General features: G+C 53.3%; 19 protein-coding genes. 14 read left to right on the top strand and 5 right to left on the bottom strand.

Annotated elements, in window-relative coordinates; all coding sequences use genetic code 11:
- Positions 1-22: 22 nt before the first annotated feature.
- Positions 23-610, bottom strand: a complete 588-nt coding sequence (locus ACH5Y9_RS20100) for a Uma2 family endonuclease (RefSeq protein WP_445367337.1) — start codon at positions 608-610, stop codon at positions 23-25.
- A gap of 462 nt (positions 611-1,072) precedes the next feature.
- Between ACH5Y9_RS20100 and ACH5Y9_RS20105 the strand changes: the two genes are divergently transcribed.
- The 3 genes from ACH5Y9_RS20105 to ACH5Y9_RS20115 all read left to right on the top strand — a co-directional run bounded on the left by ACH5Y9_RS20105 (position 1,073) and on the right by ACH5Y9_RS20115 (position 5,125).
- Positions 1,073-1,597, top strand: a complete 525-nt coding sequence (locus ACH5Y9_RS20105) for an RNA polymerase sigma factor (protein WP_445367338.1) — start codon at positions 1,073-1,075, stop codon at positions 1,595-1,597.
- A 110-nt stretch (positions 1,598-1,707) separates the two neighbouring features.
- On the top strand, positions 1,708-2,664 hold the full coding sequence (locus tag ACH5Y9_RS20110; RefSeq protein ID WP_445367339.1) for a FecR family protein: 957 nt from the start codon (positions 1,708-1,710) through the stop codon (positions 2,662-2,664).
- A gap of 103 nt (positions 2,665-2,767) precedes the next feature.
- A complete protein-coding gene (locus tag ACH5Y9_RS20115) occupies positions 2,768-5,125 on the top strand; it encodes a TonB-dependent siderophore receptor (RefSeq protein WP_445367340.1) in 2,358 nt (785 codons plus the stop codon).
- Between the two features lie 266 nt (positions 5,126-5,391).
- Here the strand turns inward: ACH5Y9_RS20115 and ACH5Y9_RS20120 are convergent, their stop codons facing one another.
- Together ACH5Y9_RS20120 and ACH5Y9_RS20125 are read right to left on the bottom strand one after the other, a co-directional pair.
- Positions 5,392-5,835 (bottom strand): GNAT family N-acetyltransferase, encoded by a 444-nt coding sequence (locus ACH5Y9_RS20120; protein ID WP_445367341.1) that lies wholly within the window; start codon positions 5,833-5,835, stop codon positions 5,392-5,394.
- Positions 5,836-5,929: 94 nt separating this feature from the next.
- Positions 5,930-6,496, bottom strand: a complete 567-nt coding sequence (locus ACH5Y9_RS20125) for a YceI family protein (RefSeq protein WP_445367342.1) — start codon at positions 6,494-6,496, stop codon at positions 5,930-5,932.
- Positions 6,497-6,601: 105 nt separating this feature from the next.
- Between ACH5Y9_RS20125 and ACH5Y9_RS20130 the strand changes: the two genes are divergently transcribed.
- The 9 genes from ACH5Y9_RS20130 (at position 6,602) to ACH5Y9_RS20170 (ending at position 15,097) form a co-directional block, all read left to right on the top strand.
- Positions 6,602-6,946, top strand: a complete 345-nt coding sequence (locus ACH5Y9_RS20130; RefSeq protein WP_445367343.1) for a DUF2069 domain-containing protein — start codon at positions 6,602-6,604, stop codon at positions 6,944-6,946.
- Between the two features lie 11 nt (positions 6,947-6,957).
- Positions 6,958-7,650: a DnaA regulatory inactivator Hda gene (gene hda, locus ACH5Y9_RS20135; RefSeq protein WP_445367344.1), complete on the top strand. Its 693-nt coding sequence runs from the start codon at positions 6,958-6,960 to the stop codon at positions 7,648-7,650.
- The gene (locus ACH5Y9_RS20140; protein ID WP_445367345.1) at positions 7,647-8,585 is read left to right on the top strand and encodes a ketopantoate reductase family protein; all 939 of its coding nucleotides are present in this window, start codon (positions 7,647-7,649) and stop codon (positions 8,583-8,585) included. The genes hda and ACH5Y9_RS20140 overlap by 4 nt, the downstream gene beginning before the upstream one ends.
- Before the next feature lie 219 nt (positions 8,586-8,804).
- A complete protein-coding gene (fusA, locus tag ACH5Y9_RS20145) occupies positions 8,805-10,910 on the top strand; it encodes an elongation factor G (protein ID WP_319961060.1) in 2,106 nt (701 codons plus the stop codon).
- A 148-nt stretch (positions 10,911-11,058) separates the two neighbouring features.
- Positions 11,059-11,382 carry a ferredoxin FdxA gene (fdxA, locus tag ACH5Y9_RS20150; protein ID WP_033158287.1) on the top strand — a complete coding sequence of 108 codons (324 nt, stop codon included), beginning with the start codon at positions 11,059-11,061 and terminating at the stop codon, positions 11,380-11,382.
- Between the two features lie 685 nt (positions 11,383-12,067).
- A complete protein-coding gene (locus ACH5Y9_RS20155) occupies positions 12,068-13,318 on the top strand; it encodes a dicarboxylate/amino acid:cation symporter (RefSeq protein WP_445367346.1) in 1,251 nt (416 codons plus the stop codon).
- Positions 13,319-13,479: 161 nt separating this feature from the next.
- Entirely contained in the window at positions 13,480-13,995 is a 516-nt protein-coding gene (locus tag ACH5Y9_RS20160; protein ID WP_445367347.1) for an RNA polymerase sigma factor, read from the top strand.
- 210 nt (positions 13,996-14,205) lie between these two features.
- Positions 14,206-14,580, top strand: a complete 375-nt coding sequence (locus ACH5Y9_RS20165) for a FecR/PupR family sigma factor regulator (RefSeq protein ID WP_445369910.1) — start codon at positions 14,206-14,208, stop codon at positions 14,578-14,580.
- Positions 14,513-15,097: a FecR family protein gene (locus ACH5Y9_RS20170; protein ID WP_445367348.1), complete on the top strand. Its 585-nt coding sequence runs from the start codon at positions 14,513-14,515 to the stop codon at positions 15,095-15,097. Before ACH5Y9_RS20165 ends, ACH5Y9_RS20170 begins: the two co-directional genes overlap by 68 nt.
- A 2-nt stretch (positions 15,098-15,099) precedes the next feature.
- On the opposite strand, the gene ACH5Y9_RS20175 is transcribed toward ACH5Y9_RS20170, so the two are convergent.
- Positions 15,100-15,384: a type II toxin-antitoxin system RelE/ParE family toxin gene (locus ACH5Y9_RS20175; RefSeq protein WP_205451794.1), complete on the bottom strand. Its 285-nt coding sequence runs from the start codon at positions 15,382-15,384 to the stop codon at positions 15,100-15,102.
- Positions 15,381-15,620: a CopG family ribbon-helix-helix protein gene (locus ACH5Y9_RS20180; protein WP_205451796.1), complete on the bottom strand. Its 240-nt coding sequence runs from the start codon at positions 15,618-15,620 to the stop codon at positions 15,381-15,383. Before ACH5Y9_RS20180 ends, ACH5Y9_RS20175 begins: the two co-directional genes overlap by 4 nt.
- Before the next feature lie 199 nt (positions 15,621-15,819).
- Between ACH5Y9_RS20180 and ACH5Y9_RS20185 the strand changes: the two genes are divergently transcribed.
- Both ACH5Y9_RS20185 and ACH5Y9_RS20190 read left to right on the top strand, forming a co-directional pair.
- Positions 15,820-18,336: a TonB-dependent siderophore receptor gene (locus tag ACH5Y9_RS20185; RefSeq protein ID WP_445367349.1), complete on the top strand. Its 2,517-nt coding sequence runs from the start codon at positions 15,820-15,822 to the stop codon at positions 18,334-18,336.
- A 143-nt stretch (positions 18,337-18,479) separates the two neighbouring features.
- Positions 18,480-19,706, top strand: a complete 1,227-nt coding sequence (locus ACH5Y9_RS20190; protein WP_445367350.1) for a PepSY-associated TM helix domain-containing protein — start codon at positions 18,480-18,482, stop codon at positions 19,704-19,706.
- Positions 19,707-19,851 lie beyond the last annotated feature (145 nt).

Here is a 19,851-nt window from a genome sequence, read left to right on the forward strand (position 1 = left end):
TCGTTTTGACGCCGACGACGGATCAAAGCTTATCTTGCCTGAATTCATTCATATCGCGGTTATCAACCCGGTCGTAAATGTCTTCCACGTTTAAGGTCAAACCGATGGATTCGAAAGTGACCGCATCGCCCAAAAAATAATATTCCGACAGCCAGTGCTTGTTCCGGCGCAACACCTGCACCGAAACGATGTCCTGTTCTATCAACACATACTCCTGCAAGGACGGCAAATTGATGTAGCGCAGCAGTTTGGTGGTGGTGTCGGTTTTGCGGGTCGAGCGCGACAGTACTTCCACGATGATGACCGGCGAAGTGGAAAAAACATCGTCGCCGGCCATTTTGCTGCAATCCACCAGTACATCGGGATAAACGTAATCCTTACCCATCCGCACTTTAATGTCGGCCATGAACGTTGCACAGGGCGTGCCTTTCAAATGGTTTCGGAACTCGCCCAAAATATTGGCCGAGATACAGTTGTGGTTATAGCCGGCCCCGGCCATCGCATAAATCCGGCCGTCGATATATTCGCGCTTAACGTCGGAATGGATCTCCGTGGCCAGATACTCCTCTTCGCTCAGATAAAAACTGTCTTGCTCTTGCTGTAACGCCATGACTCGCTCCCAACTATGCTTGCGTTGCTTGAAGATATTGTTAGGGACCTAGCCTGGGAATACAAGGGGGAATTCTCGACTAACGGCAGCAGGATTGCTCAGGTTTGAGCATGCCGCGCTCGGCAATTGCCCCTGAAATTGATAATGCGGAAAAAACCTGTGTGATTTGGCGTATCTAAAAGCCATTTTGCGTGATCTAACGCACCCGGTTCCACAAAAACTCCCGCCGCCCAAACACAAGCAACCACCGTTACGGGTAACTCAAGCAACTGTTTGCAAACGGTTTAATTGCAGCCAAAACCTGTCTATCGATTTGAATTCGGCCGGATGGAATGTTTTTTGCGAGGTATTCCGTTAGATCAACCCCTCCAAACCGGAATTGGTCCGGCTGCCATGCCGTTAAGTCCAGCCCTGCTTGGTAGTTTGCCTAACCGTTATCTTTTTCGTCACCGAGTCTTGTTAGTGCCAAAATCCAAACCATCGCTGTTTGATCGGCTATTTCAGCGGCATAGCCAGGAACTCCGGGTGTTTGCCGGCCTGCGTAGCGGCAATGAGTTTGCCGAGGATTTGGTACAGGAAGCTTATTTGCGGCTGATGCAGCACCCCGAACCGGAATCAATCGATAATGCCAGGGCCTTTCTATATCGAACGATCGCCAATCTCAGCGTCGATCAACATCGCCGGCAAAACGTCCGCGACCGTTTTCATGCCGAAAACAACGGTGACGACCAGGTACTGCATGAAATACCGACTCCCGAGCCATTACCGGAAGATAAATTAGCCTCGCAACAGGAGTTGCATGCCTTAAACAGCATTTTGCAGGAATTGCCGGAGGCAACCCGCAACGTTTTCGTGCTTTACCGGCTGGAAGGATTGTCACACAAGGAAATTAGCCGGCGACTGGGCGTTTCCGAACGTAATTCCGTGCGCTTGCTCGGCATCGCCGCGCAACACGTTCTGCTGCGCTTTGCTTCGTTGGATGACTGAGCGCATGGGCGGCGCAACGGCTTTTCTCACCGCTTCATTTGCCGGATTTTAAATGTTGGGCGGCTACGTGATAATGCTCGCCAAGCGCAACCTAATGTCCTCTGTTTAACATGCCCAACATCGAGACCTCAACCGTTTTGCAGCAACAAGCCATAGAGTGGATTCTGCGGCTGGATTCGGCTGCCTGCACACCCGCAGATCGCCAGGCCTTCGCAGATTGGCTGGCGCTAGGCGAAGACCGGCGACGCATTTATCAGCAGTTGGCCAGCCGTTGGAACAGACTGGATCGCTATAAGGGCCGGGACTTTCCGGTGCGTCGGCAAGCGCTGAGCTACCGGGCTCCCCACAAGCGAACGCGCCGCCTTAGCAAGCTGGCGTTAGCCGCTTCGCTGCTATTGGGCTTGGGCATAGCGACTTTTTCCGAGTACGGCTGGTACGGCTACCCTCGCCACTATGCGGCCGAGCGCGGCAGCCGCCAAACCGTACATCTGGCCGACGGCTCGCGTTTGGAACTGAGCGGCGATACCGAGCTGAATGTGCGGGTCAACCGTTGGCGGCGCTCGGTTGAACTGATTAAGGGCGAGGCGTTTTTCAGCGTGGCGCATAACCCGCAACAGCCGTTTGAGGTGCAGGCCGGCCATGGCAGTATCGTTGATATTGGCACCGAGTTCGACGTGCGCTTGCAAAATCGGCAGGTCGCTGTCGCAGTACTGGAAGGCGCGGTAAAGATTGTGACGAGCGGCAGCCGGGAAATCAGCGCCAATCAAGTACTCGCTTACGATCAGCGCGGCGACTTTCTGGAAAGCCAAGACAAACCGGCCACCATCACAGCGTGGCTGCGCGGTCAACTGGTGTTCGAAAACCGGCGGCTGGATGAGGTATTAAGCGAGCTGGAGCGCTTTCATGACACCCGCCTGAGTTTGGCCGACCCAAACCTGGCCAAACTAAAAGTCAGCGGCACCTTCCATATCGGTAACCTTGATGGCGCGCTAAATGTGATCGCTATGACGCTGCCGGTCAATATTCAGCGGCCTTCGCCGGGACAGGTAATATTGGCCGGACGCTGAGGCCGCCAAGACCGCACAGCGCGTCTTCCCCTCCAATAATTTTTGGCGTCTTTTTCGGCTTGGTGCGTTTCATTCTGGAAACCCAAGCAAAAGGAGAAGATGGATGAAGTTTTTAATACAACCGGCGTTGCTCGGCGCCTTATTGGCCACTGCCTGCGAAGTGCGGGCAACCGAAACCACCTACAGCTTTGATATTCCGGCCCAGGAATTGGCGGCGGCATTGCCGAAACTGGCGGCGCAATCCGGCGTACAAATTTTTTACGCGCACGATAGTGTGGCTGGCCGCAATGGACCGGCGTTACGAGGCACGATGACGCTAAACGAGGCACTCAGTAAACTGCTGTCGGCCAGCGGCCTGAGTTTTGCGATTGCCGGCGACGGTTCGGTATCGATCAAGGCGGCGGGCAAGGACGCGACGATGTTACAACCGGTGAATGTTATCGGTCAGACGGTTTACAACGCCACCGATCCCTACAATACCGATTACAACCGCCCCAATGCCATGACGGCCACCAAGACCGATACACCAATCATGCAGACGCCGGTTTCGATTCAGGTAGTGCCTAAAGCCGTGCTGGCGGACAAACAGTCCATGACCTTGCCCGACGCAGTAAACGGCCATGTCAGCGGCGTATTGGGCCGCACGGGCGGCGGCTTTTTGTACGACAACTTCATCATTCGCGGCCTTGCCGGTTCCGGTTTTGGCGATGCCTACCGCAATGGCTTGTTCAATCGCCAAGACATTTACGATATTGCCAATATCGAGCAGGTGGAGATATTAAAAGGCCCGGCCGCAGTGCTTTACGGCCGTATTGAGCCCGGCGGCTTGGTGAATTATGTGACCAAGAAACCGCTGGATACTGCTTACTATTCTCTGCAACAACAGTTCGGCTCTTACGATCAATATCGCACCTTGGTCGATGCCACCGGACCAATTAATGACGACAAGACGCTGCTTTATCGATTCAATGGCTCTTACACGGACAATCAGTCGTTCCGGGATTTTGTCGGCAACGAGCGCGTGTTTGTGGCACCGGTCGTTACCTGGCGGCCGAATGAAAAGTTCGAAACTAATCTCGAGCTTGAATACAAGCATGACAACTTTAACGCGGATTTCGGCATTCCCGCGATTGGCAACCGCCCGGCAGCCATTCCCTTCGACCGCAGCCTAAAAGATGGCTTTCAGCGCCAAACCGTGGAAAGTACACTGGTGGGCTACGACTGGACTTACCACTTTAACGACGATTGGAAAATTACCCAGCGTTATCTGTTTAAGGATTGGTCGCTAAGCGGTCCGGCCATTTTCAACGGTGGCTTACAGGCTAACAACCGCATTCTGAATCGTTCCGCCTCCGTGGGCGTACAAGATGTAAGGACCCATTCCGGCAACATCGATTTAAACGGTAAATTCGACCTCCTGGGCAGCAAGCATAACCTTTTGGTTGGTGTCGACGGCTTTCACGCCACGACCGAGGCGCCATCGGCAAATGGCTCGGCTGCTTCTATCGACATATACAATCCGGTTTATGGGCAAGTAAACTTTGCCGCCTTGTCCACCTATAACAGATTCTTTTATCGCGAGGAATCGTGGGTGGGCGCATACGCCCAGGACCAGATAACGCTATTTGATAAGCTGCACATTTTGTTGGGAGGCCGCTACGACAACGTCACCACCGGCGCTATCGCCTCGACTACGTCCCTGGATGCGGCCAAAGCCGGACGGATAGAGCGGGAAGACAACGCTTTTAGCCCGAGAGCCGGTATTCTTTACCAAGTCCAGGATTGGCTGTCGATTTATGGCAGTTACACTAAATCTTTCAGCGGCAACAATGGCGTGAGCGTCGGCGGCACCAGTTTTGAGCCGCAGATTGGTAAGCAATATGAAATCGGCCTTAAAACGGAGTCACAGGACAAGCGCTTTTCATCGACCCTGGCGTTTTTTCATTTAACCAAGAGCAATCTGCTAACCGACGATCCTAACGAAGCCAATCCCGACTACCAGATTCTGGCCGGCAAAATCCGCAGTAAAGGTATTGAGTTGGATCTGGCCGGACAAATTACCGAGCAACTGCATTTGTTGGGGACGTATGCCTATACCCAGGTTAATTATGTGCAAAGCTTCAGCGGACTAAAAGGCAATCGCTTGGAGAATGTACCCGAGCACCAGGGCAGCCTGTGGGGTACCTGGCAGTTTACCGATACTTTTAAAGCGGGCTTAGGTGCCGTTGCCGTCGGTAGCCGGCCATGCGACACCGCCAATACCTGCTCGTTGCCCGGCTACGCTCGCGTGGATGCGATGGCGGCGTATAGCCCTCGCATTGGTCAACACAAGCTTACTTTGCAGCTGAACATCAATAATGTTTTGGATAAGGATTACTACGCAAATACGTCGGGTGGACGCCACACCAGCATTCCAGGTTCACCCATCAGCGTATTGGGTTCGTTGAAATATGAGTTCTAAAAGCCGCTAAGGATAAGGATGGACGGAAAACTCCGCGCATCCACTGCCCCAAATCGTTTGGGCTGAGGGCGGGGTTAGTAATGGGCGACAAATGGGGCTATTTGTTAAGCAGGACCGGCTGCACTTCCTTGATGATCACCGGCGACATGGAAAAAAACATCGTCGCCAGCCGGTTTTCTGCAACCCAGGGATAAACATCATTACCCATCCGCACGTTGCCCCCGACCACAAAAGCGGGCCATTTTTGCGCAATGCGGCACTGTTATTCAAAAAACCAAGCGCATCGGCAACATTTGAGAAACGCTGAAACCTTGTCGCTGGTAAAAGCACTGAGCATGCAGATTATCGGCGTCGGTCAACAAGCTGAGCCGGCGACAGCCATTTTGGCGGGCAAACGCGACCGCGTGTTCCAACAACCGGCTACCCAGGCCTAGGCCGCGAACCTCGCTTGACACGACCATATCTTCCAGCCAGGCCACCCTTTCGCCCAGCGCGGTGGAGACGGTGTAAAGCAGATTCACCATACCAACAATTTGGCATTCATGCCGCGCCACCAGAATATGACCGATGTTTGGGTCGGCGATGATGCGCGCCAAGCCCCGATGTTGAGCCGCATAATCGGGCTGGAACTCGGCTTCTTGACTGAATAATTCGCCTAGTAGCTGACAAAGCGCCGGGATGTCGGCCGCATTGGCTAAGCTTATTTCCATCCCCGTCTCCGGCTAAGCATTAAAAGCATTGTGTAACACCCGATTTCGGCGCAAGGTAAAGATTGGTTCGGCATTGAGCAAAACGCTGGGCAACTTAATCCTTAACAGCTTCAACCTGGATGAGCACCTTGACCTCATCGCCCACTGCCGGCACATATTTGTCGATACCAAACTCCGAGCGTTTTATCGTGCCGACCGCATCGGCGCCACAGGTGTACTTTAATCTGATGACATTCATCCCGCAGTAAAAGTGCTCAACGTCCAAATGCACCGGCTTGCTGATGCCGTGCAAGGTCAAAATGCCATCTGCACCGACCAATTTTTCGCCTTGAAAACTGAGCTTGTCAGATTTAAAGGCCATCAGCGGATATTGCCCGCTATCGAAAAACTCCTTGCCACGCAAATGTTCTTCCAACTCCTTCAAACCGGTACTGATAGACGCGGTGTTGACGCTGATGTCTATGCTGCCTTTACCCGCTGCGGTATCCAGCGTCACTTTGCCGCTGGTTTCGTTAAAACGGCCGCGTTGCGTGGAAAAACCCAAATGGCTGATTTCAAAGCTGGGGAAGGTGTGATGGCTATCGATGGTATAGCTATCGGCGGCCAGCACGCTAAAACTCAGCAAGCCGGCAGCGGTTATGGAGCAAAGTTTTCGAATCATGACTATGTCCTTTGTGGGTTAAAAAACGAGCGACACTGCATTATTGCAGAGACTTTGTGATAATAGATCAGCTTAACTCTATCACTCTGGCCATTTGCCGCTCTCATGCAACGAATCTATTACTATTACGCGGCCTTGCTGGGCTTCTTCGGCCTGTTTTTGTTAATGATGGCTTGGCATACGCTATTGTCACCATCGAACAAGTTGCCCACTGCATTGCTGTTGTTAATCTCGGCCGGACCGCTATTGCTGCCGTTTAAAGGCTTATTAAACCGCAATCTGAAAAGCTGCACCTGGATGTGTTATTTGAGCCTACCGTATTTCGCGCATGGCGCCGCTGAAGCCTATGTCAATCAAATAGAACGGCCTTATGCGCTGCTGGAAGTGTTGTTCAGCCTGCTGCTGTGCTTCGGCGCCGGCCTGTATGTCTACAAAGCGGAAAAAGCCTGAGCACCAGCGGCATGCAAGTCCCGTTACAATTCGAGTTTCAGAACGATCAGACCTTTGCCAGTTTTTTTTCCGGCAATAACGCTGAAATCGTCACGCAGTTGCAGGCCCTGGCAGAGAACGGCCAGGAACAGCAAATTTTTATCTGGGGCGATGCCGGCAGCGGGAAAAGCCACTTGTTGCAGGCCTGTTGCCAGCAAGCCAAACTGGCGGGTAAAGACCCGTTCTATCTGGCTTTTGACATCGACCATTTGCCGGCACCGACCTTGTTGGACGGCCTGGAAGATCTGGAATTGGTATGTTTCGACAATATGCAAGCGCTGGCCGGCCACCTCGACTGGGAACACGCGCTGTTTGCTTTTTATAATACGCATCGACAGAACAATCATAAATTGCTGCTGGCTGCCGATTGCCCGCCAAAGTTTTTGGGCTTTGACTTACCTGACCTGAAAACCCGGATGGCTTGGGGGCTGACCTTAAAAATCCAGCCTTTGCGCGACGATCAGCTAATCGAAGCGCTGACTTATAAAGCCCATTTTTTGGGCTTCGACATTCCGCCGGCAGTAGGGCGATTTTTGTTGAATCATTATGTTCACGATTTAGCGGCGCTATGGCTGCTCCTGGAAAAAATCGACCGCGCCACCTTGGCCGCGCAACGCAAATTAACCATTCCGTTTTTAAAGCAGATTCTGGCTGAGGAAACATGAGCACCAAGGTATTGATCGTGGGTGCCGGCGCTATCGGCGGCTTTTACGGTGGCCTGTTGGCTAAGGCTGGCGCGGAAGTCTCAGTGGTGTGCCGCTCCGATTATGATGTCATCAGACAGCATGGGTATCGTATCGAAAGCCATGCTCTGGGCACTTGGCAATTCATGCCTAGCCAGGTATTGCGCGATGCCGCGAACTACGATGGTCAAGCCGATTACCTGATTTTATGCAGCAAGGTAACCCCGGACATTGATCGAGTTGCGTTGATTCGCGATGCAGTCGCTCGGCAAACTACCATTGTGCTGATCCAAAACGGTGTCGAGATTGAACAGGAGCTGCAACAAGCTTTCCCGGACAATCTGTTAATCAGCGGCTTGGCATTTATTTGCTGTAACCGGCTGGCTCCCGGCGAGATTAGCCACTTGGCTTACGGCAAGTTGATTTTGGGTAATCTGTCAGATAGCCACGAACCTAAAACATCGCATTTGCGCGATTTGTTCCTACAAGCCGGCATCGAATGCCTGATTAGCGACGATATTGTCGCTAGTCGTTGGCAGAAGTGCGTCTGGAATGCGCCTTTCAATCCGCTGTCAGTACTGTCCGGCGGATTGGCAACTCAGGCGATCTTGCAGAATCAGGAAAATTTTGTGCGCCGCGTTATGCAGGAAGTCTGCAGTATTGCCGCGGCTTGCGACCATCCGCTCCCAGCCGATATTATCGAAAATCACATTGCTCTGACCCGTGATATGCCACCCTATAAAACCAGCATGCTACTGGATTTCGAGCGAGGACAGACCATGGAAACCGAAGCCATTCTCGGCAACGCGGTGCGCGCCGCCCAGCGGCAAGGTTTAGACTGTCCTTGCCTGCAATCGCTTTATGTATTGATGCAGCTCCGGGAGCTGCAAATCCGTTCTAATAGCCTTCTTAGCTAATTCACGCAATTGACATTCTGCTTTTTGTTATTTTTCGGTTAGAATGTGAAGATTTTCATTGACCCTGTCTTTGAAGAAGCCGTGTGAATTTCGCCTCAGACCTTGCAAAGCGAAGACCGGCCGCATACTTCGCTAGACTAGCAGCTATGTGATCCACAACCAACCGTGGCAATGGTGCTGGGGTTTAAAAGTTTTTATGTCCATTTTTAGAGTATAACCATGACTGATCTATCGCTTTACAGAAACATCGGCATCTTCGCTCACGTCGATGCCGGTAAAACCACGACCACCGAGCGGATTTTGAAGCTGACCGGAAAAATCCACAAAATCGGTGAAGTTCACGAAGGCGAATCAACCATGGACTTCATGGCTCAGGAAGCCGAGCGCGGTATCACCATTCAGTCAGCGGCCACTACCTGTTCTTGGGCGGGCAGCACCAAGCAATTTGAACCACACCGCTTCAACATCATCGACACCCCGGGCCACGTTGACTTTACTATCGAAGTTTATCGTTCCTTGAAAGTATTGGACGGCGGTATCGGCGTATTCTGCGGTTCCGGCGGCGTTGAACCGCAATCCGAAACCAACTGGCGCTATGCGAACGACTCCAAAGTTTCTCGTATCATTTACGTCAACAAGCTGGACAGATTAGGCGCGGATTTCTATCGCGTCATCAAGCAAGTCGAAGACGTACTGGGTGCAAAACCGGTCGTCATGACCTTGCCTATCGGCGAAGAAGACAATTTCGTCGGCGTGGTCGACCTGTTGACCCGCAAAGCCTGGGTCTGGGATAACTCCGGCGATCCAATGAAATACGAAATCCAAGATGTTCCCGCCAACATGGTGGAACAAGTCGAAGAATGGCGCGCGAAACTGATCGATTCAGTCGCGGACCAAGACGACGAGATCATGGAAAAATATCTGGAAGGCGAAGAACCTACCATCGAAGAAATCAAACGCTGCATCCGCAAAGGCACCATCGCGATGGATTTCTTCCCGACCTATTGCGGCTCTTCGTTCAAAAACAAAGGCGTGCAATTGGTGTTGGACGGCGTTATCGAATACCTGCCAAATCCTACCGAAGTTAACCCACAGCCTGAAACCGATATCGAAGGCGTGCCAACCGGCGAACACGCGATCGTCGATCCAGAGCGTCCGTTCCGCGCGCTGGTTTTCAAAATCATGGACGACCGTTTCGGCGCCTTGAACTTCGTCCGTGTTTATTCCGGCAAGCTGAAAAAAGGCGACTCCGTATTGAACACCTACACCGGCAAAACCGAACGTGTGGGCCGGATGGTGGAAATGCACGCCAACGACCGTAACGAGATCGAAACTGCACAAGCCGGCGACATCGTCGCGTTGATTGGTTTGAAAAACGTGCAAACCGGCCACACCCTGTGCGATCCCGACAAACCGGCCACATTGGAGCCGATGGTATTCCCGGATCCCGTTATCTCCATTGCCATTGCACCGAAAGACAAAGGCAGTAACGAAAAAATGGGTATTGCGCTGGGCAAAATGGTGCAAGAAGATCCCTCTTTCCGCGTTGAAACCGACCAAGAATCCGGCGAAACCATCATCAAAGGTATGGGTGAGCTGCATCTTGACATTAAAGTCGACATCTTGCGCCGTACCCACGGTGTAGACGTCAACGTGGGTAAACCACAGGTGGCTTACCGCGAAACCATTACCCAACGCATCGAAGACAGCTACACCCACAAAAAACAATCGGGCGGTTCCGGTCAATACGCGAAAATCGATTACGTCATCGAGCCAGGCGAAGCAGGCAGCGGTTTCGTATTCGAATCACAAGTGACCGGTGGCAACGTACCTCGCGAATACTGGCCTGCTGTCGAAAAAGGCTTTAAAGCCAGTATCGACAAAGGTGTGTTGGCAGGTTTCCCTTGCTTGGACTTCAAAGTCATTCTGACCGACGGTGCTTTCCACGCGGTTGACTCCTCATCCATCGCTTTCGAAATCGCTGCCCGTGCCGCGTACCGTCAATCGATCCCAAAAGGTAGTCCGCAATTGCTGGAGCCGATCATGAAAGTGGACGTATTCACTCCCGATGCCCACGTCGGTGACGTGATCGGCGACTTGAACCGCCGTCGCGGCATGATCAAATCGCAAGATGCCGGTGTTACCGGTGTGCGTATTAAAGCCGACGTGCCGCTGAGCGACATGTTCGGTTACATTGGCGATTTGCGCACCATGACTTCCGGTCGCGGCCAGTTCTCCATGGAGTTCTCGCATTATACCGCTTGCCCACGCAATGTCGCGGAAGAGGTGATCAAGGAAGTTAAGGAACGTAACAAAGACAAATAAGCATTATACGGGCTGATCTTGTAGGCCCTTATTCTGCTTAATATTGCCGATCAGCCACCTGCCGCGTTAAGCGGCAGGTGCATTTTTAACCATAAAGCTTCCGCCATGCACGGCAGCTTGTTCATTTACCTAACCTTGGAAGAACAATATGGCTTTTGTAATCACCGAAAACTGCATCAAATGCAAATTTACCGACTGCGTTGACGTATGCCCCGTCGATTGCTTTCATGAAGGTCCTAATTTTCTGGTTATAGACCCCGACGAATGTATCGATTGCACTCTGTGCGAACCTGAATGCCCAGCCAACGCCATCCACGCCGAAGACGAACTGCCCGAGGGCCAAGAACACTTCGCAGCGCTAAACGCGGAACTGGCCAAACAATGGCCTATCATTACGGAAGTGAAAGACTCTCTACCAGACGCCGACGAATGGAACGGCAAACCCGGTAAATTTGCGTTGTTGGAAAAGTAAGAACCGCCATTGATTAATGAAATACCGAGCCCATGCCCTTCCGGCATGGGCTCAACCCAGCGTTAAAGCACTCGCTAGTCACTAGCACTTAATCCCGCAAGTTAGCGATAGTATTTCGTGGTTACGCACTACGACCCTCGCGTTTTCGCCATTGAAAAGATGTAGTCATTGGATTGCACTTTGCTCGAGTTAGGCTGTTCGCTGCAACCTCTCTGACTTGCTCTCCCGCCAGACCGCCCAGAACCACCCGTGCTTCTGCCGGCTCGCTGCGCGTCACTCTAACTCCACCCGCATTTCCGCGGAACACTCTATTTTTAGGGCTGCTCGTGACACCCCGCCAAGATTACATTATTAGCAGTTAATCATTCACCTCGACACTAGCTACGGCGTCACTTACAGCGGCGGTACTTTTACCACCATTTATGCCCCCTTCCGATCCCATTCTCCATCTGACTGCTTGGTACTTCTCCCGTTAGTTTTATTGGTTTAATGTTGTTTCCCGTCATTCAGGTGCCATGTTCACCGCCATTAACCTCGCTAAATGCGGACCCGAATAACTGCGGGGGTGGTGTCGATTGTCAGAGCATTTTCATCCGACCCAAAACCCATCATGGCGAGAAATCAAGCAAAGCATCCGCAAAACCCCTAAGATCAAAGCATCCCCGCTAACTGTTCTAATTCCGTCATGAAAAACCACCACCGATTACTGCTGAGTTTAGTGCTGGGCGCGTGCGCCGGACTGGTCTGCCACGGCTTTGCCAACAGCGAGGCATTGCAAATCTTTAACCGCTACTTGATGGAACCCATCGGCCAAATCTTCCTGCGCTTGATTTTCATGATCGTGGTACCGATGGTGATGAGCGGTTTGATGTTGGGGGTGTACCAGCTCAGTAATCATCACGGTTTGGCGCGGGTCGCCCAGCGCACTTTGTTTTTTACCCTATTGGCCAGTTCGGCATCGGTGGCGGTGGGGATTTCGCTGGTCAATCTGGCGCAACCGGGCGTTGGTTTGGATATTTCGCAGATGTTGGGCGATAGCAGCGGCGTGAATAAAATCCAGCAAAACGTCGCCCAAGCCAAGCCGGTGGTTCAATCTTTGTTGGAGATCATTCCCAAAAATCCGTTCGCCAGTGCCACTCAAGCACTGGAAGGCGAGATGTTGTCGTTGATGTTCTTTTCCTTGGCCTTCGGCGCGGCGCTGGCGGCGACCAATGGTGACAAGCCGTCGCGTTGGGTTGGCTTATTGGAAGAAACCTATGCCGCCTGCTTGTTGGTCGTCGATACCGCGATGAAACTGGCGCCGATTGCGGTGTTTGCGCTGGTGTTTCAATCGACGTTCAAGTTTGGGCATCACATTTTATTTTCCTTGGGGTTTTACGTGCTGGTAGTGGTGACGGGGCTGCTGCTACAGCAAGTGGTGGTCTACAGCATGCTGCTGCGCTTTTTTACCCGGATCAAACCGCTGAGTTTTTTCCGCCAGTGTCGGGATGTCTATCTCTACGCCTTCGCCACTGCGTCGTCGAATGCCACTTTGCCGCGCTCGCTGGAACTGGCGGAACACGATTTAAAACTTAGGCCGGAAGTTGCGCGCTTTGTATTGACAATAGGTTCCACCGCCAACCAGAACGGCACGGCCTTGTTCGAAGGCATCACCGTGTTATTTCTGGCGCAAGTATATGGCGTGGATTTGTCGCTGGCGCAGCAGGTACAAGTGGTGTTGATGTCGATATTGGCCGGCATTGGCACCGCAGGTGTGCCAGGCGGTTCGTTACCGCTGATCATGATTTTGACCCAACAGGTCGGGATTCCTGCTGAAGGCATGGGTTTGATTTTGGGGGTGGACCGCTTCCTGGACATGTGCCGCACCACTTTAAATGTTAGCGGCGATTTGGTGATTGCAGCCTTGGTCGACCAACCCGAACCGCAGCGAAACTAACAAACCAACTGTGTCATATCGCCCAAAGGATTGGCCATATGCCTTAGTTTTTAGCCCCAATTTAACGACCCCGGCTACCCGAGCACCCCATATTGCCGGCATTCCGCCTCTATGGCATGTGGCTTGCTGAAAAAAGGGTTCTTGCATGAATTCGATTTGGCATGACACAACCACACAACACCGCCACCAGTCAGGAATTGGCCGATTTTTTCAACGCCAGTCACCCGCAACTGCAAAAATATCTGTATTGGCAGGTCCGCTCGCGGGAAGTGGCTGAGGAGCTGGCGCAGGAAACCTATCTGCGGTTTTTGAAACAAGAGCCCCGGCAAATTCTGGATTTGAATGCGTTCATGTTTACCATCGCCGCCAATCTGGCGCGAGACCATCTGCGCGGTATCAAACGCCAGCAACATCGCGAGATGGTGCCGCTGGATACCGACATAGCCGACTCGAAACCGCACACGGAAGACATCGTTGCCAGGCAATATCTTGGAGAACAATTGCAACAAGCCATCGCCAGCTTGCCGGACAGAACCAGGGAAATTTTTCTGTTATACCGCGCCGACGAACTGAGCTACAAACAGATCGCCGCGCGACTGGATATTTCCGAGCGCACCGTCGAATATCATCTGCGCCAAGCGCTACTGCTGTGCCGAAGTTTTTTGACCAATACTTAGCGCTGTTTAAATAGCACTCGACGCAGCCGCCCCACATTCAAGTATCCCATGCTGAAAATCTACCCGGTCGAACCGGCTCGGGCTTTGCTTTACAATCGCGTTCAACCGAGCTTTTAGCCGCTGACTACCCGGAGTCCCGCCATTAACCCGATCGCATCATCCTCCGCCTCCGACCGCATCTTTACCGAAGCCAATGCCTGGTTTTTTCGGCTGCGCGCGGACGATGTCGATGCTGCTGAGCGAGAACGGTTTGCCGCATGGCTGGCCGCCAGCCCCTTGCATGCCGAGGCCTGGGATACGGTGCAAGCGTTGTTCGCGGATTTGGAAGCCCCCGCCAAGGCCGTTCGCCGGCAAACCGCGGCCCCCTTGACCGCCAAGCGTCCTCGACGCTGGCGAACCGCTAGCATGGCAGCGGCCTTGGCCGCTTGCGCGGTCTTGATCACCACGCTCCCGCAATCGACACTTCTGCAAAACCTGCAAATATCACACCGCCACCGGCGAACAGCGCCTAGTCACGTTGACCGACGGTTCCCGGCTGCTGTTGAATACCGACAGCGCGGTCGGCATCGAAATGACCGCCACTGAACGCCGGGTTACGCTGCTGCGCGGCGAAGCGTTTTTCGAAGTAACGCGCGCGCCGCAACGGCCGTTTTGGGTGGTGGCCGGCGACACCCGCGCCCGAGTCACCGGCACCGCGTTCAGCGTCGGCCGCCGTTCAGAAAACGTTGCCGTCACCGTCGCCGAGGGCCGGGTGGAAACCAGCACCGAAAGCCATCCCGAACAGATCACACCCTTGACGCCCGGCGAATCGGCGCATTTTCGAGGCGCCCGGCTCTCCGCCAAGCACACGGCCGACATAGCGCGCGAATTGGCCTGGCGCCAAGGGCAAATGGTCTTCGTGCAAGCGCCGCTGGCCGAGGTGGTGGCGCAAATCAATCGTTATCGCCCCGGCCGTTTGATCGTCACAGACCGGCAGCTGGAGAATCGGCCGATCACGGCGGTGTTTAATATCGACAAATTGGACGATGCGGTATCCGCGTTGGAGCAAACTTTCGGCATTCGGGCCCGGCGTATTGCCGATTATTGGGTGTTGCTAGGGTAAAGTTAGAGTGTGTCCGGCCAAAGTCTGGCCGTATGAATAATGGCAAGCACATGAATGTCCTTATCCTGGACACGGTAAACAACAATGAACGGAAAATGCGTAATGATCAGTTCTCGGGTGCCGTCGATACGGCCCGGACGGCCCATGAAAGGATTTGCGAGTAAGCTATTCAGCGTATCGTGAATTTTGGTAATAATTCGTGTTGCAGCATTGCGGTTGTCTTGAGCCACAAAGTCGTATATCTCGCTCAAACCGGTCTTGGCTCGCCGGGTATAGCGGAGTCTCATTTCATTGATGGCAACGAATGTTGTTCAAAAAACGCGGCCATTTCCGCGTCGTCAACGAATTCTCCACGGTCCGCTTGAGCAAGCCCTTCCTTGATTTTATCCAGCATGCCATTTTCCCACGCAATGAAATTGCCGATGGCTTGATTCGCTAGCTCCGTTTCATCTCGATGAGTTTGCTTGGCAAGCGCGCTCAATTGGGCTTTTAGTTCGGGACTTACTTGTAAGGTAACAGGCATGGCGGCTTCTTCCGTTGTTCGAAAAACATCGTGAATACCAGTTTAATGACTCGCGTTTCTTAACACAATAAACACAGCATGGCGTAGAGGTGAAATATTTTTAATTTGCCTAGGGATATGCGCTAAGCCATCGTCCTTGATGGTTAATGGGCCGAATTGCCCAGCAACCCTGACGACGATTTATCTTGCGGAGATGCAAATGCCTGATCAACGACCTATCGCCACCCGCTTGCCACGGCGCAAATTCAAGACACCTGCGCGACTGCCCGGCGGCCTGTTGCTGCTTTCGCTGGCGGCATCCTCTGCCGCGCAAGCTGCGGAACCGGCCTTGACAGCCCTGGCCGAGCAAGCGGCCGACTACCGGATTCGCTCGCAGACTCTGGACAAGGCCTTGGTAGAGTTTTCGCTAAAATCCGGTATTCAAGTGGTGGCCGACGGCAAATTGACCGCCGGCGCTATTTCTCCTGGCGTATCCGGCCAATATGCGCCGGAGCAGGCTTTACGAAAACTGCTGGCGGGCACCGGCGTAACGGTGCAATCCAGCCGCAACGGCACGGTGACTTTGGAAAAAGCCGCGGCACCCGAGCCGCAATCCGGCGCCAATACCTTGCCGACGGTGACGGTGGCCGGTAAAGCTGCGTATGACCTCACGGACCCTTATAGCCGCGACTACAATCGGCCCATCGCCAGTACCGCGACCAAAACCGATACCCCCATCATGGAAACGCCGATGTCGATCCAAGTGATTCCGCGCGCGGTGCTGGACGATCAACAAGCGATTTCGGTCGGCGATGCCTTAAAAAACGTCAGCGGCGTGCAATCGGGGGGCTATAGTTTTTACGACAACGCCACGATCCGAGGCTTCGATGCCGGGCAAAGCACCTATCGTAACGGGCTGCGCCAACCTTATATCACCAACCTGGAAACCGCCAATCTGGATCGGGTGGAGGTCCTGAAAGGGCCAGCATCGATCTTATTCGGCCGCATCGAACCCGGCGGTTTGGTCAACCTGGCGACCAAGCGTCCGCTCGACACCCCTTATTATTCCGTACAACAACAATTCGGCTCATACGACCTCTACCGCACCACGGTCGATGCGACGGGACCGCTATTGGCGGATAAATCGCTGTTGTACCGGATGAATATCGCATACAAAGACAACGATACCTTTCGGGATTTCGCGCATCAGGAGCATGTGTTTGTCGCGCCTTCGCTAACCTGGCGTCCTAACGACCGTTTCGAAACCAATCTGGACATCGAATATCAGCACGATACCTGGGTGGAAGACGGTAGCGATAGCGGCATTCCGGCTATCGGCAACCGTCCGGCCAATCTCCCGATTAATCGCTATCTGGGCGACGCGGTGTTCAATCGCCAAAACCCGAATACTCAGGATAAGGTGCTGTTGGGTTTCGATTGGTCGTATCAGTTCAACCAAGACTGGAAGTTGAAAAACCGCTTCCAATACATCGACGCGCAATATCATCAATCGATACTCTGGGCGGATAGCTTGGCTGATGACAATCAAACGCTTTCTCGCGGCCTGTGGCATACACCCATCCACCGGATGACCTACAGCACCAATCTGGATTTGACCGGCAAGTTCGACACCGGATTTGCCCACCATGACGTACTGGTCGGCTTCGATTTAAATCGTTTTAACAGTCAGGACGGCGGCGGATTTTCGGGCTATGCCGATACTTATTCGGACCTGGATATCAATATCAACAACCCGGCGTACGGCGTCGATCTATCGGCGTTGGCCGGCGCGAAAAACTTTTACTATAAATCCCAAGATAACTGGTACGGCGTCTATTTTCAGGATCAGATCACCTTGTGGGACAAACTGCATATTCTGGGCGGCGGCCGCCACGACTGGGCGGAAAATGGTAGCGGCGAATCGTCGAATTCGCATGCCGCAATCTCGATGAAAAATACCCGTAGCGAATTTTTCAGCCCTCGGGTCGGCATTCTCTACCAGCCTTGGCAATGGCTGGCGCTATACGGTAATTACGTGGAGTCCATAGGCAGTAATAATGGCGGGCGCTCCGCCTCCGGCCAACCGTTCGGACCGCAGACCGCGACCCAATTCGAGGGCGGTATTAAAACCGAATTTTTCGATGGCCGACTGAGTTCGACGTTGGCGTATTACCATATAACCAAGCAAAATACGCTGGCAACCGACCCGAATAATCCCCTATACAGTGTCGCGATCGGCGAAGCCCGTAGCCGTGGCGTGGAGCTCGACATAACCGGCCGGGTTACCGAGAACCTGAGTTTGATCGGCACTTATGCCTATACCGATACCAAAATCACCAAGGATTCGGCGGCGATCTATGATGCTGACGGCAACGCCATTGCCACGAACTCGGGCAACACCGGCCACCAACTGCCCACGGCACCGCGCCATTCTGGCAGTCTGTGGGCCAAATATGACATAGACAACGGCCTTTTGCGGGGCTTGAACTTCGGTACCGGCGTTTATGTCCGCGGCCAACGGCAGGGCGACAACGCCAACAGCTTTCAATTGCCCGGTTATGCGCGTTGGGATGCCAGCATTAGTTACAGTTTCAAACACGGTGGCACCAAAATCACCCCGCAACTCAATGTCTACAACTTACTCGACAAAACCTATTACGACCATTCCAGCAATCGGCTGAATATTCGCCCCGGCGAACCGTTGACGTTTCTGGGTTCGGTGCGGGTAGAGTTTTGATGCCTCACGCCATAGCGGCTCCGGGCTTCCAACCCCGATCCAAAAATTTTTAGGCTAGCCCGGTGGGAATTTCACTGTCTGATACGTCTTATCCGCTGATGGCCGGCACTTTGCCGGCTTGAAATGGAAATCCTGGAGCTGCTATGAAAATCCGCCCCTTTTGGGTAGTTGTGCACCGTTATGCCGGTTTGGCGATGACGGTGTTTTTGATCATCGTCGGTTTGACCGGCAGTCTATTGGCGTTTTACAGCGAATTGGAACAGCTGATCAGTCCGCAGTTATTCGCTCCGGCATCCGCTTCGCCGCGCTTGAGTCCGCCGTTGCTGAAAGCCAAGGCCGAACAGTTGGTGCCGCAAGCTAGCGTCGTGGCAATATGGCTGGAGCACGATGCCGCGAATGTTGACCTGGAGCCCCTTAGCAATCCTGCTAACGGTAAACCTTATGAACTCGGCTTCACCCAGTTGATCCTCAATCCCTATACCGGCGAAGAACTGGGCCGCCGCACTTGGGGAGCGATTTCCGAAGGCTGGATCAACCTGATGCCCTTTGTTTACAAGCTGCATTATGCTCTGGCGTTGGATGAAATCGGCGGCTGGATTTTGGGCATTACCGCGCTGGTGTGGACCTTGGATTGCTTCGTGGGATTTTATCTGACACTGCCCGTTGCAAAACGACACACCTCGCCGGCTGCCCACGGAAAGCCGCGTTCGTTTTGGCAACGCTGGGCGCCGGCCTGGAAAATCAAAGCGCGCGGTTCCCGCTTCCGCATAAACTTTGATTTGCATCGTGCCGGTGGTTTGTGGGTGTGGGCCATGCTGTTGGTGTTCGCCTGGTCCAGCGTTTATATGAATCTGGCGGATACTGTTTACGCGCCGGTCACCCGGGCGGTATTCACCGATTATCACGAACCCTGGATCGATTTTCCTGATCTGGACAAACCCTTGGAGCAGCCAGCAATTGCGTGGTCTGACGCTTACCGGATAGCCGTCGAGCAGATGGAGCAAGCGGCGCGTGAGCAAGGATTTGTGATTCAGTCTCCGTCAGGCTTTCGCTACAACCCGGCCAAAGGGTTTTATGTTTATCAGGTGCGCACTAGCCTGGATATACAGGACAAGCACGGCACTACCCGTTTGGTAATCGACGCAACCACCGGAGCTGACAAATTGCTGTTACTTCCCCGCGGCCAGTATGCCGGCAACACAGTGACTAACTGGTTGGGGGCCTTGCACATGGCTAACGTGTTCGGCATGCCTTACCGTATTTTTGTGTGCCTGCTGGGGCTGGCGATCGTGATGCTATCAGTAACCGGCGTAGTGATCTGGCTGAAAAAGCGCCGGGCCAGACTGCAAAAAACGGTGTTGCAGGATTAAGTTTAAGAGACCGATGCCAGCGAGTAAATTATGGTTCTCGCTGGCGCCCGCCATCGCATAAGCCTCACCATCGATTAACTGATGCTTGATGTCGGACTCAAGTTCGCCCTGAAGATATTCTTCCGGGCTAATTCTGCGTTGGGTT

It is taken from the genome of Methylomonas sp. BW4-1 (assembly GCF_052474385.1).

Coding starts and splice junctions, on each gene's coding strand:
- ACH5Y9_RS20100 (WP_445367337.1), bottom strand. CDS start 610: ATGGCGTTACAGCAAGAGCAAGACAGTTTTTATCTGAGCGAAGAGGAG.
- ACH5Y9_RS20110 (WP_445367339.1), top strand. CDS start 1,708: ATGCCCAACATCGAGACCTCAACCGTTTTGCAGCAACAAGCCATAGAG.
- ACH5Y9_RS20115 (WP_445367340.1), top strand. CDS start 2,768: ATGAAGTTTTTAATACAACCGGCGTTGCTCGGCGCCTTATTGGCCACT.
- ACH5Y9_RS20120 (WP_445367341.1), bottom strand. CDS start 5,835: ATGGAAATAAGCTTAGCCAATGCGGCCGACATCCCGGCGCTTTGTCAG.
- ACH5Y9_RS20125 (WP_445367342.1), bottom strand. CDS start 6,496: ATGATTCGAAAACTTTGCTCCATAACCGCTGCCGGCTTGCTGAGTTTT.
- ACH5Y9_RS20130 (WP_445367343.1), top strand. CDS start 6,602: ATGCAACGAATCTATTACTATTACGCGGCCTTGCTGGGCTTCTTCGGC.
- hda (WP_445367344.1), top strand. CDS start 6,958: ATGCAAGTCCCGTTACAATTCGAGTTTCAGAACGATCAGACCTTTGCC.
- ACH5Y9_RS20140 (WP_445367345.1), top strand. CDS start 7,647: ATGAGCACCAAGGTATTGATCGTGGGTGCCGGCGCTATCGGCGGCTTT.
- fusA (WP_319961060.1), top strand. CDS start 8,805: ATGACTGATCTATCGCTTTACAGAAACATCGGCATCTTCGCTCACGTC.
- fdxA (WP_033158287.1), top strand. CDS start 11,059: ATGGCTTTTGTAATCACCGAAAACTGCATCAAATGCAAATTTACCGAC.
- ACH5Y9_RS20155 (WP_445367346.1), top strand. CDS start 12,068: ATGAAAAACCACCACCGATTACTGCTGAGTTTAGTGCTGGGCGCGTGC.
- ACH5Y9_RS20160 (WP_445367347.1), top strand. CDS start 13,480: ATGACACAACCACACAACACCGCCACCAGTCAGGAATTGGCCGATTTT.
- ACH5Y9_RS20175 (WP_205451794.1), bottom strand. CDS start 15,384: ATGAGACTCCGCTATACCCGGCGAGCCAAGACCGGTTTGAGCGAGATA.
- ACH5Y9_RS20180 (WP_205451796.1), bottom strand. CDS start 15,620: ATGCCTGTTACCTTACAAGTAAGTCCCGAACTAAAAGCCCAATTGAGC.
- ACH5Y9_RS20185 (WP_445367349.1), top strand. CDS start 15,820: ATGCCTGATCAACGACCTATCGCCACCCGCTTGCCACGGCGCAAATTC.
- ACH5Y9_RS20190 (WP_445367350.1), top strand. CDS start 18,480: ATGAAAATCCGCCCCTTTTGGGTAGTTGTGCACCGTTATGCCGGTTTG.